The 13,008-nt window shown below is 72.3% G+C and carries 11 protein-coding genes, 1 tRNA gene and 1 pseudogene; 7 read left to right on the plus strand and 6 right to left on the minus strand.

Annotated features, from left to right (window positions below):
- The first annotated feature begins 31 nt into the window (after positions 1-31).
- Positions 32-1,312, plus strand: coding sequence for an MFS transporter (locus tag IE94_RS0126265; protein WP_051777691.1), 1,281 nt, complete (start codon positions 32-34; stop codon positions 1,310-1,312).
- 185 nt (positions 1,313-1,497) lie between these two features.
- Here IE94_RS0126265 and IE94_RS0126270 read toward each other — a convergent pair whose 3' ends face one another.
- The 3 genes from IE94_RS0126270 to IE94_RS0126280 form a co-directional block, all read right to left on the minus strand.
- A complete protein-coding gene (locus IE94_RS0126270; RefSeq protein WP_030188915.1) occupies positions 1,498-3,174 on the minus strand; it encodes a long-chain fatty acid--CoA ligase in 1,677 nt (558 codons plus the stop codon).
- Positions 3,175-3,299: 125 nt separating this feature from the next.
- Complete coding sequence (locus IE94_RS0126275; protein ID WP_030188917.1) at positions 3,300-3,896, minus strand: SigE family RNA polymerase sigma factor; 597 nt, start codon at positions 3,894-3,896, stop codon at positions 3,300-3,302.
- 466 nt (positions 3,897-4,362) lie between these two features.
- On the minus strand, positions 4,363-4,689 hold the full coding sequence (locus tag IE94_RS0126280) for a hypothetical protein (protein ID WP_030188921.1): 327 nt from the start codon (positions 4,687-4,689) through the stop codon (positions 4,363-4,365).
- Positions 4,690-5,052: 363 nt separating this feature from the next.
- Here IE94_RS0126280 and IE94_RS0126285 point away from each other — a divergent pair, with 363 nt between their 5' ends.
- From IE94_RS0126285 to IE94_RS0126300, 3 genes and pseudogenes are all read left to right on the plus strand, one after another.
- Positions 5,053-5,928, plus strand: coding sequence for a bifunctional DNA primase/polymerase (locus tag IE94_RS0126285; protein ID WP_030188923.1), 876 nt, complete (start codon positions 5,053-5,055; stop codon positions 5,926-5,928).
- 431 nt (positions 5,929-6,359) lie between these two features.
- A pseudogene (locus IE94_RS0126295) lies at positions 6,360-7,123 on the plus strand (GntR family transcriptional regulator).
- A gap of 37 nt (positions 7,124-7,160) precedes the next feature.
- The gene (locus tag IE94_RS0126300; protein WP_245235318.1) at positions 7,161-7,508 is read left to right on the plus strand and encodes a hypothetical protein; all 348 of its coding nucleotides are present in this window, start codon (positions 7,161-7,163) and stop codon (positions 7,506-7,508) included.
- Positions 7,509-7,659: 151 nt separating this feature from the next.
- Here the strand turns inward: IE94_RS0126300 and IE94_RS0126305 are convergent.
- Positions 7,660-7,744 (minus strand) — tRNA-Ser (locus tag IE94_RS0126305).
- A 64-nt stretch (positions 7,745-7,808) separates the two neighbouring features.
- Positions 7,809-8,399 (minus strand): TetR/AcrR family transcriptional regulator, encoded by a 591-nt coding sequence (locus IE94_RS0126310; RefSeq protein ID WP_030188927.1) that lies wholly within the window; start codon positions 8,397-8,399, stop codon positions 7,809-7,811.
- A 70-nt stretch (positions 8,400-8,469) separates the two neighbouring features.
- Here IE94_RS0126310 and IE94_RS0126315 point away from each other — a divergent pair, with 70 nt between their 5' ends.
- Positions 8,470-9,381, plus strand: coding sequence for an NADP-dependent oxidoreductase (locus IE94_RS0126315; protein WP_037923592.1), 912 nt, complete (start codon positions 8,470-8,472; stop codon positions 9,379-9,381).
- A gap of 88 nt (positions 9,382-9,469) precedes the next feature.
- Here the strand turns inward: IE94_RS0126315 and IE94_RS0126320 are convergent, their stop codons facing one another.
- The gene (locus IE94_RS0126320; RefSeq protein ID WP_030188931.1) at positions 9,470-11,047 is read right to left on the minus strand and encodes a S1C family serine protease; all 1,578 of its coding nucleotides are present in this window, start codon (positions 11,045-11,047) and stop codon (positions 9,470-9,472) included.
- 285 nt (positions 11,048-11,332) lie between these two features.
- Here IE94_RS0126320 and IE94_RS0126325 point away from each other — a divergent pair, with 285 nt between their 5' ends.
- Both IE94_RS0126325 and IE94_RS36085 read left to right on the plus strand, forming a co-directional pair.
- Positions 11,333-12,160, plus strand: a complete 828-nt coding sequence (locus IE94_RS0126325) for a glycerophosphodiester phosphodiesterase (protein WP_030188933.1) — start codon at positions 11,333-11,335, stop codon at positions 12,158-12,160.
- Between the two features lie 127 nt (positions 12,161-12,287).
- Positions 12,288-12,926 (plus strand): ATP-binding protein, encoded by a 639-nt coding sequence (locus tag IE94_RS36085; RefSeq protein WP_037923596.1) that lies wholly within the window; start codon positions 12,288-12,290, stop codon positions 12,924-12,926.
- Positions 12,927-13,008 lie beyond the last annotated feature (82 nt).

Below are 13,008 nucleotides of genomic sequence, written 5' to 3' on the forward strand. Positions count from 1 at the left end.
GTTAGTGTGCACTCGAAGGAGTCACTCCGCCATGTCCCCGTCGCCGCCGTCATCCCTGCCGTCGTCCCTGCCGTCGTCCCTGCCGTCGTCCCTGCCGTCAACATCGCTGTCATCGCCGCCGTCAGGGGCCGGTTTGTCAGGGGCCGGTCCGTCCGGGGTCGCCGCCCGGCTCTTCCTCCCCCTGATCACCCTCTGCACCGCCGTGACGGCCGCCAACATCTACCTCGCGGCGCCGCTGCTCCCCCTCATCGCCCACGACATGGGCTCCACCCCGTCGGCGGTCGCCTGGCTGGCCTCGGTCGCGCAGCTGGGATACGCGGCCGGACTGCTCTTCTTCGCCCCGCTCGGGGACAGCGTGAACCGGCGCCGGCTGGTCGCCGTCCTCTCCCTGGTCGCCACGGCGGCCCTGCTCGTCTCCGCCGCGTCCGCCGGGACCGGTGCGCTCGCGGGCGCCGTCCTGGTCGCCTCGGCCGCGACCGTCGTACCGCAACTGCTCGTCCCGCTGGTCGCCGAGCGCGCCCCGGCCGACCGCCGGGCCCGGCACGTCGCCGCCGTCATCGCGGGCCTGTTCACCGGCGTTGTCGCGGCCCGGGTGCTCGGCGGTCTCGCCGGGCAGGCCTTCGGCTGGCGCGCGGTGTTCGTGGGCGCCGCCGTCCTGACCGCCGTACTGGGGCTGGCGACCGCGTACATCCTGCCCGTGGAGCGGCGGCAGCGGCAGGGCCCGCTGTTCGCGGGGCTCGTCGCGATACCGGGCGTGGTGCGCCGGTCGCCCGACCTGTGGCGGGCGTGCGTGCGCCAGGCGGGGATGTACGGCGCCTGGAGCGCCCTGTGGACCTCGCTCGCCCTGCTGCTCGCCGGGGACGACGGGTACGGCATGACCACCGCCGCGGCCGGGCTGTTCGGCCTGTTCGGGCTGGCGGCGAGCGTCGTCGCGCCGCTCGCCGGGGGCCTGGTCGACCGGTTCGGCGCCGCCAAGGTCGTACGGTCCGCGTACGCGCTGGCCGCCCTCTCGGTGCCGCTGTTCTGGCTGGGCGGGCAGGCGATGGCGGCCCTGTGCGCGGCGGCCGTCCTGGTGCACGCCGCCCTGGTCGCCTCGCACGTCGCCAACCAGACCCTCGCCCTGACCACCACCTCGGCCCCGGCCACCGCCAACACGGCCTACGTCGTCTCCGGCTTCGCGGGCGGCGCGCTGGCCTCGGCCCTCGCGGGACCCGCGTTCGGCCACTGGGGCTGGGGCGGCGTGTGCGCGGTGGCGGGCGCCTGGCTGGTGCTGGGGTGGACCGCTACGGCCGTACGCCCCCGGGCGCGGTAAGGCGAACGGACGGGTGAACGGGCGGACGGACGGCCGGACGGCCGGACGCCGGGCGGGGAAGCCGTGGGGCTCCCGCCCGGCACGGGCACCCGGGCGCGGGCGCGGCGCGGGCTCGGGCGGGAGCGGGAGCGGGGGCGGGCGCGGTGGCGGGGGCGCGGGCGCGGGCGCGGGCGGGAGCGTGCCGGTCAGAGCCGGGTGACGTCGAGACCGCCTTCGGCGTACTGCCTGCGCAGCACCTTCTTGTCGAACTTGCCGACGCTCGTCTTCGGCACCGTCTCGATGACCGTCCAGCGTTCCGGGAGCTGCCACTTGGCGATCTTGCCGTCCTCGGCGAGGAAGGTGCGCAGGGCGGCGAAGTCGACGTCGGCCCCCTCCTTGAGGACGACGGTGGCCAGGGGACGCTCGCCCCACTTGTCGTCCGGGACGGCGACCACGGCGGCCTCGGCGACGTCCGGGTGGGCCATCAGCGCGTTCTCCAGCTCCACGGAGGAGATCCACTCGCCCCCGGACTTGATCACGTCCTTGGCCCGGTCGGTCAGGGTGAGGAAACCGTCCGGGGAGATCGTGCCGACGTCACCCGTCTTCAGCCAGCCGTCCTCGCTGAACTTGTCGTCGGGACGCAGCGGCTCGGCGCCGGGGCCGTTGTAGTAGGCACCGGCGATCCAGTTGCCGCGCACCTCCAGCTCACCGGCGGACTCGCCGTCCCAGGGCAGGCGCTCGCCGCCGGGACCGGTGAGGCGGGCCTCGACGCCGGCCGGGAAACGCCCCTGGGTGAGGCGGTAGGCGAACTCCTCCGGCGTCCCGACCACGTGGGCCGGCGGCCGGGCGATGGTGCCGAGCGGCGAGGTCTCCGTCATGCCCCAGGCGTGGCAGACCCGCATGCCGAGCGCGTCGAAAGCCTCCATGAGGGAGGGGGGACAGGCCGAGCCGCCGATGGTGACCTGGGTGAGGGAGGAGACGTCGCGGGGCTTGGCGGTCAGCTCGGCGAGCAGGCCCTGCCAGATGGTGGGGACGGCGGCGGCGTGCGTGGGCCGCTCGCCCTCGATCATCGCGGCGAGGGGCGCGGGCTGCAGGAAGCGGTCCGGCATCAGCATGTTCACGCCGGTCATGAAGGTGGCGTGCGGCAGTCCCCAGGCGTTGACGTGGAACTGCGGGACCACCACCAGCGAGGTGTCCTGGTCGGTCAGACCCATCGACTGGGCCATGTTGACCTGCATGGAGTGCAGGTAGATGGAGCGGTGGCTGTAGACCACGCCCTTGGGGTCGCCGGTGGTGCCGGAGGTGTAGCACATGGCCGCCGCGGCCCGCTCGTCCAGCTCGGGCCAGTCGTAGGTGGCGGGCTTGCCGGCGATCAGGTCCTCGTACTCGTGCACCTGGACGGAAGACCCGTCCAGCAGGGATCGGTCGCCCGGCCCGGCGACGACGACGTGCTCGACCGGCTTGAGGTGCGGCAGGAGCGGGGCGAGCAGCGGCAGCAGCGAACCGTTGGCGATCACCACCCGGTCGGCCGCGTGGTTGACGATCCAGGCCAGCTGCTCGGGCGGGAGGCGGAGGTTGAGGGTGTGGAGGACCGCGCCCATGGAGGGGATCGCGAAGTACGCCTCGACGTGCTCGGCGTTGTTCCACATGAGGGTGGCCACGCGTTCGTCGTCGCCGACGGCGAGGTCCTCGCGCAGGGCGTGTGCCAGCTGGGCGGCGCGGGCGCCGATCTCGGCGAAGGAGCGGCGGTGCGGCTCGTCCTCACCGGTCCAGGTGGTCACCTGCGAGCTGCCGTGGATGGTCGACCCGTGGGTCAGGATCCTCGAAATCAGCAGCGGTACGTCCTGCATCGTGCTCAGCACGGTGTCCTCCCGGGGCGACATTGCCTACGCGGCGGTAAGGTTTGCGCTGATTCTGCGCACATACCGCGCGGTATGTCACTAGTCCCGGATGATCGATCAGTGGGCGGATCCGCGCACGCGATCCCACCAGGGGTGCACAGCCCGGCTCAGGACCGGACAAACCCCAGCTCGGGGTCCTCCCGGAGCTTGCCGAGGGCCCGGGAGACCGCCGACTTCACGGTGCCGACAGAGACGCCCAGCACTTCCGCCGTCCGGGCCTCGCTGAGGTCCTCGTAGTACCTGAGGACGACCATCGCGCGCTGCCGTGCGGGCAGCTTCATGATCGCCCGCCACATCGCGTCGCGCAGGGCCTGCCGCTCCGCCGGGTCGTCGCCGCAGGGCACGGGCTCCGGCTCGGGCAGCTCGTCGCAGGCGAACTCGTCGACCTTGCGCTTGCGCCACTGCGAGGTACGGGTGTTCAGCAGCGCCCGGCGCACATAGCCGTCCAGGGCGCGATGGTCCTCGATGCGCTCCCAGGCCACGTAGGTCTTGGCGAGCGCGGTCTGCAACAGGTCCTCCGCGTCGCTCGGGTTCGCGGTGAGGGACCGGGCGGTACGCAGCAGCACCGGCTGGCGCGCCTTCACGTACGAGGAGAACGACGGGTAGGGAAGGGTCTGCGCCCTGGCGCCGGCCGCGGCCGGTGCCGTGGCCGGCGCCAGGGCGGTGGCGGCGTTCGAAGCGCTGGTGCAGACGGGTGCGGTCATGGCTCAACGCTATGAGCGAGTCGGTGCCCGGCGGATCGGCCGCAGGTCCCGAAGCAGAGTCCGCCTCAGGTTGTAGGGGTGGTGTTGGCCCCACCTCCTGTAGGTGGAGTGGGGGAGGAGGGGTACTGCGGGTTGACCCCTGGGGGTTCGCCACGGAAGGGGCGTCCGCGAGGGCTTCGTGGGGCCTCCGCGAGGACTCCGTGGGACCTCCGCGAGGACTCCGTGGGACCTCCGCGAGGACTCCCTTGGGACCGACTCCGCGAGGACCCCGCGAGGACGCCCTCAAGGACTCCGTCAGGACCTCGCCAGGACTCCGCGAGGAGGGCTCCCGGCGCTCGACGGACACGCAAACGCCCGGGCGACGGTACCGAAGTACCGCCGCCCGGACGCACTGCGACCCCATGAAGCACACCCGCACAAGGAACCGGGGTCCGGCGCGGCAGCGCACCCGCGCCGGACCCTCAGCTCACCACCACAGCGGGGAGAAGGTGACGGCCACGTTGTCGTTGCCCTGGTTGACCGACGTGAAGGCGGAGCCGTCGACCTGCGCGGTGTTGCTCTGGTTCGAGGCCCCCGAGCCGACCGCCTGCTGCTGCGTGGTGGACGAGTTGCCGTTGTTGTCGTCGCCGACACCGCTGCCGAGGATTCCGGCGTTGGCACTGGCGGCGGTCGCGTTCGATCCGTCGTCCGCGAAGGCGCCGTTGTCCGCGGTCGCGATCCCGCCGAAGAGCGCGGCGGCGAGCGGAAGGGCAGCGACGGCGGCGACGACACGGGCGGTACGGATGCTTGCCATGTTGTTCCTCCAGAACAAGTGCGCACCGGCTTCCAGCCGACCACGCGAGAAGTAAGTGAACTAGGGCTTGTGCCAAGGCAGTTGGCCGACCGCCTCGACGCTGTGCACGACGTCGCGTGATCAGAGTTGCCCACCGGATCCCCGGCGAACCACCCCCGAAGCTCTGATTCGCTCTCAAGCGTGAGGACAAGTCGATAAACCCCTTTGCTTCCCTTCTGCCTCACCACGGGACAGCACGGACGACTCCCCCTCAAGCCCCACAAGAGGTGAAGCGTTCCGCCACTTTCTCCGCCCGCCGACGCCTCCACGGCGTGTCGCACCCCCAGTCTTCCCTTTCTAGAACATACGTACGAACATAGGCCCATGGCCACCACCGACCGGCAGGCCACGACGCTGGCCCTCGCACACGCCCTGTCAGCCGCGGAACGCGGGCTGGCCGTCATCCCGCTGGCCCGGACGAAGCTCCCGGCGCTGCGCTCCCCCCACCGCGACGCCCCGGAGCCGTACACCTGCCGCGGCGAGTGCGGCCGCTTCGGCCACGGCGTCCACGACGCCTCCACCGACCCGGCCCGCGTCCGCGCGCTGTTCGCCGCCGCGCCCTGGGCCACGGGCTACGGCATCGCCTGCGGCCTGCCGCCACACCACCTGATCGGCATCGACCTGGACACGAAACCGGACAAGTCAGATACGGACTCCTCGACCGCCCTGCGCGAACTGGCCCTGCGCCACCTGTTCACGATCCCGCCCACGGTCGTCGTCCTGACCCCCAGCGGAGGCCGCCACCTCTGGCTGACCGGCCCGCCCCACCACGTCGTCCCCAACTCGGCCGGCCGCCTCGCCCCCGGCATCGACATCCGCGGCGCCGGCGGCTACCTGGTCGGCCCCGGCTCCCGCACCCGCCACGGCACCTACACGACCGCGCCCGGCACCTCCCACCTGGCCCCCGCACCCTGCCCGCCCGCCCTCCTGCGCCTGCTGCTCCCGCCGCCTCCCGTGCGGCGTGCCGGGGGCGGTACGACGGGCGGCGACGGCCGCGGCCTGGTCCAGTTCGTCCTCGCCGCGCACCCGGGCCAGCGCAACACCCGCCTCTTCTGGGCGGCCTGCCGCGCCTACGAGAACGGCATCGGCCCGGCCCTGCTGTCCCCCCTGCTGGAGGCCGCCCGGGCCACCGGCCTGACCGAACGCGAGGCCCGCGCGACCCTCGCCTCGGCGGCCCGCATGACCGGCCACCACCCCTGACGAACGCCGAGCCGCCCCCTCCCCCGGCCACCTGGGCACCCGCCCCACCCGGCACGCAACCGAAAGACGCCGATGCACGACCGCCCCAGAGTGCCGATCCTGTCGCTGACCCGGATCGTCCAGTCCACCGGCCGCGGCCTCGACCTGGCCGAACTGCTCCTCGTCCCGACCTACGGCGACCTGTCGCACGGCTACCCGTGCCGCCCCGCCAACGACCAGCGCATCCAGGCACTCCTGCACACCGCCGCCCGGCTGTCCCCCGCCGTACCCGTCCACCTGATCCCGCCGCCGCGCGCGTACCCGGACCAGTACCCGGGCGCCTTCGGCCCCGTCGAGACCCTCCCGCCGGTCGCCTGCGTCGGCCGCTTCTCCTCGACACCCCTGACCCCGGCCAACGACCTGGTCACCCACCGCTCCGGCCTGACCGTCATCTGGTTCCAGCCGACCCCCCGGATCCCGGACCCGTACGACGCGGACCCGACCCTGCGCGACATCGACTGGCCGACCCTGGCCCGGGACTACGCCCTGGGTGACCTGCCGTACGGCCCTTGAGCCTCCGGTAGGCGAGAACGTCGTCCGCAGGGCTCAGGAGCTGCTGATCTCCCAAGGCGTGCTGGAAGGTCGGGCCGGTTCGGGCACCTACGTCGCCGAGCCCCGGCAACGCGTGCGCGTGGTGCGGTCGTCCGCGCGTGAGCAGCCCGAAGGGTCGCCGTTCCGAGCGGACATGAAGGCCGTCGGCAGGCAGGGCGACTGGGAGAGCAGGACGGACGCCAAGGTGCCGGCCCCGGCGGAAATCGCCGCCCGGCTCGGCATCGCCGAGGGCGAGCTGTGCGTCCGGACCGCGTACGAGTTCCTGGCCGACGGCAGGCCCGTGCAGCTCTCGACCAGTTGGGAGCCGTACGACCTCACCGCCGGCAGTCTCGTAGTCCTCCCCGAGGGAGGGCCGCACGCCGGTGCAGGCGTCGTGAATCGGATGTCCGCCATCGGCATCACCGTGAGCCATGCCGTGGAGCAGCCCGAGCCCAGGGAGGCGACCGCCGAGGAGGCGTCGCTACTCGGCATCCAGAAGGCCGCACTGGTCACACACATCCAACGGACGTACTACAGCGACGAAGGCCGGCCCGTGGAGACGGCAGACATCGTGGTGCCCGCGGCTCACTGCGAGATCGTCTACGAGATCCCGATCAATCGCTGATCGTTCGCCCCACACGGAACTCGCTGCAACAGGCATCATGACGTGCGTGGGGATCGATGTGGAACTGCACTCGGCTCGGCCAGCGCGCAACTGGAAGAAGGCGCGCCGGACATTCCTGCGACTGTGCTACGGCCACGGCGACGCGTTGGCCGACGCACTTGGCTCGCTTCACTATCTCGGCGTCCGCGGTCGGCTTCCCGCCGTCGATCCCTACGGGGACACGGTGATGAACGAGCAGGAAGCGGCAGCTGCACTCAGCGAGTTGCCGGGCCTGAGCGAGCAGTGTGCCGACGAGCGACAACGCGCGGCACTGGATGATCTCGCGGCGGTACTGGAACAGTGTGTGGCCACCCCGGGCAGCTACGTATGGTTCGCGGGCGACTGAGAGGCAGGTCCCAGGCGCTTATCGCAGTGCCCCCGGCGTGCCCCTTCCGTGCCCGATCGAGCGGGAAACTGCGGGGAAGCACGGTGACGAGCGGGTAGCGCGCAGCACAACGGCCCCCGGCCGTAAAGCCTGGTCAGGGGCCGTATCACTGCGGTGGGTGTGGGATTTGAACCCACGGTGGCTTGCGCCACGACGGTTTTCAAGACCGTTCCCTTAGGCCGCTCGGGCAACCCACCTCCGCGCCGTCCCGCCCGGGGCGGAGCGGGGTACAGCCTACCGGCACCGTTCGCCGTGCGGGGGTCACGTGCGGGGTGGGGGGCCGGCCGCCTGCCAGGCCGCCTCGATCATCGGGAAGATCTCGTCGAGGGCGGCCTCGGGGTCGGGGGCCTCGCGGGACAGTGAATAGGCGTCGATCACGAACCTCGCGAGGGTGCGGGCGACGGTTTCGCTGCGGGTGAGGTCGGGGTCGGCGGCGATGGCCGTGGCCAGGGATTCCGCGTGGCGCAGGCGGACCGACTCGTCGTACTTCCGCAGGGCGGGAGACGCGTCGATCATGCGCCAGATCGGGGCGGCGCTGTCCGCCGTGCAGTGCCGGACCAGGGCCAGGACCTCGCGGCGCAGCGCCGGGATCAGCGGCTCGTGCGGCGCCCGGTCGGTGACCGCCCGCGTGAGGCGGTGCTCGAAGTCCTCGTCCTGCTCGAAGACCAGGGCCTCTTTCGAGGCGAAGTGGGAGAAGAGCGTGGTGACGGCCACGTCGGCCTCGGCGGCCACGTCGCGGATGCCCACCGCGTCGTACCCGCGTTCCAGGAAGAGCCGCAGCGCGGTGTCGGCGATCTTCTGACGGGTCGCGGCCTTCTTGCGTTCGCGGCGGCCCGACTGCTGCACGGTCATGCCCGCAGGCTAGCAGGTACAAAACAATAACCGTTACGAGATCCTATCCGTTAGTGTTACGGTCGCCGGCATGAAGAGAGTGAGCTTCGAGGAATTCGGCGGTCCGGACGTCCTGCGGCTGGTGGACGCCGAGGAGCCCCACGCGGGGCCCGGTCGTGTACGTATCGCCGTGCGGGCGGCGGGAGTGAACCCCGTCGACTGGCGGGTCAGGGAGGGGCAGGTGCTGGGGGCCCATCCGGTCGTGCTGCCCGCCGGGGTCGTGCTGCCCGCCGGGGTCGGGCTGGACGCCGCCGGGGTGGTGGACGAGGTCGGCGAGGGGGTCACCGGGGTCGAGGTCGGGGACCGGGTGTTCGGTGAGGGCGTCGACACCTACGCCGAGTTCGCCGTCCTCGGGGCCTGGGCGCGGATGCCGGAGGGGCTGACCTTCGAAGAGGCCGCCGGGTACCCCTCCGTGGTGGAGACCGCGCTGCGCATCATCCGCGAGGTCGGTGTGCTGCCGGGGCAGACGTTGCTGGTCAGCGGGGCGTCGGGCGGAGTCGGGTCGGCGGTGCTGCAGATCGCCCGCGAGCGCGGCATCAGGGTCGTCGGTACGGCCGGTGCCGCCAACCAGGACTACCTGCGCGGCCTCGGTGCCCTCGCCACGACGTACGGCGAGGGCTGGGTCGAGCGGGTGCGGCGGCTCGGCGACGTCGACGCGGCGCTCGATCTGGCCGGTTCGGGGGTGATCCGCGAGCTGGTCGAGCTGACCGGGAGTCCGGAGAGGGTCGTCACCATCGCCGATCTCGGGGCGCCCGAGTTCGGCGTCCGGTTCTCCGGCGTGGCCGGGAGCGTGCCGGCGGCGCTGGCCGAGGCCGTCGACCTGATCTCGCGGGGGAAGCTCCACATCCCGGTCGAGAAGTCGTATTCGCTCGCCGAGGCCGCGGCGGCGCACAGCGACAGCCAGGCCGGTCACACGCGCGGGCGCCGGGTCATCGTCGTGTGAACTCCGGCCCCCGCCCCCTGACGCACTTCGCCACCGGGGCTGTCCCCGGTGGCGAAGTGGACGGATCGGGAGGGAGGGTGAGCGAGGATCAGTCGTCGCCGAGCTTCGAGCCCAGGGTGACCTCGGTCGTGTGCTGCTTGCCGCCGCGCTCGTAGGTGACGGTGACCTCGTCACCGGGCTTGTGGGTCCAGATCTCGCCGATCAGGGTCGGACCGCTGTCGATCACCCGGTCGTCGAGCTTGGTGATGACGTCCCCGGGCTTGAGGCCGGCGTCGGCGGCGGGGCCGCCCTTCTCGACCGGGTCGGAGCCGCCCACGCCCTGATCGGTGATCTTGGCGCCGTTCGCGGTCTCCTCCAGGGAGACGGAGGCGCCGATCTTCGCGTACACCGGCTTGCCGGTCTTGATCAGCTGCTGGGCGACGTACTTCGCCTGGTTGACCGGGATCGCGAAGCCCAGGCCGATGGAGCCCGCCTGGCCGGTGCCGAAGCTGCCGTTGCTGGTCGACTGGATCGCGGAGTTGATGCCGATGACGTTGCCCTGCGCGTCGAGCAGCGGGCCGCCGGAGTTGCCCGGGTTGATCGACGCGTCGGTCTGCAGGGCGCTCATGTAGGACGCCTTGCTGTCGGCGCTGCCGTCGCTGGAGGCCACGGGGCGGTTCTTGGCGCTGATGATGCCCGTGGTCACCGTGTTGGACAGGCCGAAGGGGGCGCCGATGGCGATCGTCGAGTCACCCACGGCGACCTTGTCGGAGTCGCCCAGGGGGAGGGGGTTCAGGTCCGAGGGGGCGTTCTCGAGTTTGATGACGGCGACGTCGTAGCCCTGGGCGTGGCCGACCACCTCGGCGTCGTACTTCTTGCCGTCGGGGAAGGTCGCGCTGAGCTTGCCGCCGTCGACCGCCTCCGCCACCACGTGGTTGTTGGTGACGATGTGGCCTTCCTTGTCGAAGACGAACCCGGTGCCGGTGCCGCCCTCGCCGTTGCTCCCCTCCGCCTGGATGGTGACCGTGCTCGGCAGCGCCTTGGCGGCCAGGCCGGCCACGGTGCCGGGGTCGCGCTTGACGGAGCCGCCGGTGTCGGAGGCGGAGACCGTGGTGGAACCGCCGTCGTCGTTGTTCTTGGCCAGGATGTAGCCGAGACCGCCGCCCAGACCGCCCGCGACCAGCGCGGCGATCAGGACACCGGCGAGCAGACCGCCACGTCCGCGGCCCGGCTTCGGCGCGGGCTGCTGGTACGAGGCACCCCAGCCGCCCGCTCCGCCGCCGGCCCCGCCACCGGGGCCTTCGCCGAAACCGCTGCCGTTGCCGCCGCCGTAGCTCGGACCGTAGCCGTGGTCGCCGCTTCCGCCGTACGCCGGGGTCTGGGCGGCCGGGGCGCCCGGCGGCTGGGGCGGGGGCCACGAGGCGTCGGGAGCCGTGGCTCCCTGCGGGGCACCGCCGCCCTGGGGTGCCTGCCGGTCCTGCGGCGACGCGTCCTGAGATGCCGTGTGAGCCTGCGGCGCGGCCGGAGCCCCGGCGGGGGGAGCCGCCGGGGCGTCAGGGGCGGAGGCGGGTGCCTGGTGCGGGGCGGGCGGCGCGGGAGGCTGGGCGGAGGCAGCGGGAGCATCCACCGGCACAGGAGGTGCGGACGGGGCCGGGGGTACCGCGGTGCCCTCGTTCTCGGTGCTCACAGCTTTTTCTCCTCGTTCCACGGCTGGATTTCGCTCACCCTGGTCGCGCTCAGCCACGCTCACGCGCTGCTCCACGGTCCGGCACGACGCGGATGTGCTGGTGATTTTGTATGCCATCAGCTTTTCCCACGGGCCGTCAGAGCACCATAAGCGGTTGCTGTGGGTCCCCGACCATTCTTTATATAGGTCATCCAAGACTAAACGGACGCCTTGCCTTTTCCGTCGATGGCACGTCTGCCCGCCCGCGGTGGCACGTCTGCCCGCCCGCGGTGGCACCATGACGCGGTGACCCACGCACGACAGCACCGGATCCAGGTCGTCGCCCACCGGGGCGCCTCCGAGGAGGCCCCCGAGCACACCCTCGCCGCGTACCGGAAGGCGATCGAGGACGGGGCGGACGCCCTGGAGTGCGATGTGCGCCTGACCGCCGACGGCCACCTCGTCTGCGTCCACGACTGGCGCGTCAACCGTACGTCCAACGGCCGCGGCGCGGTGTCCGCGCTGGAGCTCGCCGACCTCGCCGCCCTCGACTTCGGCGCCCGCCGCACCCGGGAGTTCTGGCGCACGCGCGACGAGCAGCCCGACTGGGAGCACCGGCCGGAGGACCGGGAGGAGACCTCCGTCCTGACCCTGGAGCGGCTGCTGCAACTGGTCGCCGACGCGGGGCGGCGCGTGGAGCTGGCCATCGAGACCAAGCACCCCACGCGCTGGGCGGGACAGGTGGAGGAGCGGCTGCTGCTGCTCCTGAAACGCTTCGGACTCGACGCCCCGGCCTCGGCCGAGGAGTCCCCGGTGCGGGTGATGAGCTTCTCCGCGCGGTCGCTGCACCGGGTGCGGGCCGCGTCCCCGACGCTGCCGACGGTCTATCTGATGCAGTTCGTCTCACCCCGGCTGCGCGACGGACGGCTGCCCGCGGGTGTCCGAATCGCAGGCCCCTCGATCCGGATCGTGCGCAATCATCCCGCGTACATCGAGCGCCTGAAGCGGGCCGGTCACCAGGTGCACGTGTGGACGGTGAACGAGATGGCCGACGTGGATCTCTGCTCCGACCTGGGCGTGGACGCCATCATCACCAACCGGCCGCGCGCGGTCCTGGACCACCTGGGCCGCTGATTCGTCCATGGCTCTTGACCCGGCGACCCGCCTGCATCATCCTCCGGACTCGGCCACACCGACCAAATCCAGCCAGGTGATTACGGGGAGTGCTCCGGCGCGTTCGGTACGTGTTCGACCGTGTCGAATGCGTCACCGTGCGGGGATCGGCCGGTTTCCGGCTCTGGGCGATGGGGCATCCACACCGTGGCGTGGGGCGAAGGAGGTCTCGGGGGTGGCGTTGGTGGTGGCACAGGAGGTGCCCACGTCGTCGAGCATGGCCGTGCCCCATGGCCCTGCGGGCGTGGGGGAAGCGCGACACCGCATGCGTGATCAGCTGCGCAGGGGCGGGGTGGCGGAATCGGTCATCGACGACGCTGTACTGATCCTTTCCGAACTGCTGAGCAATGCGTGCAAGCATGGCCGCCCCCTGGGCGACGCCTTGGCCGGGGACGGCGACGTCCGGGCCGCGTGGCAGGTGGACGCGGGCGGCAGGCTGCTGGTGGAGGTCACGGACGGCGGGGGCCCGACCCGCCCGGCCCCGGCGACCCCCTCGGTCACCGCGCACGGCGGCCGCGGGCTGAACATCATTTCGGCGCTCGCCGACGACTGGGGCGTACGGGACGACGCCCGCGGAGAGGTCACGGTCTGGGTCGTCGTCCACGACGACGTGCACGACCCGGACGCCGGGCACCGGCGTGACGACTTCGCCGCCCGGATCTCGGCACCGGCGGTCTCGGAGATCCCGGACCTGGGCTTCGCGGACGCCTTCGAGGACCTGGGCTGATCCGTACGACGGCTCGCGCCGACCCGGTCGCGGCGTACGGGGCCCGGCATGCCGGTGAGTTGTCCACAGGCGGCCCGTCGTC

Origin of the sequence: Streptomyces violaceorubidus, assembly GCF_000717995.1 — a bacterium.
Lineage (GTDB): Bacteria > Actinomycetota > Actinomycetes > Streptomycetales > Streptomycetaceae > Streptomyces > Streptomyces violaceorubidus.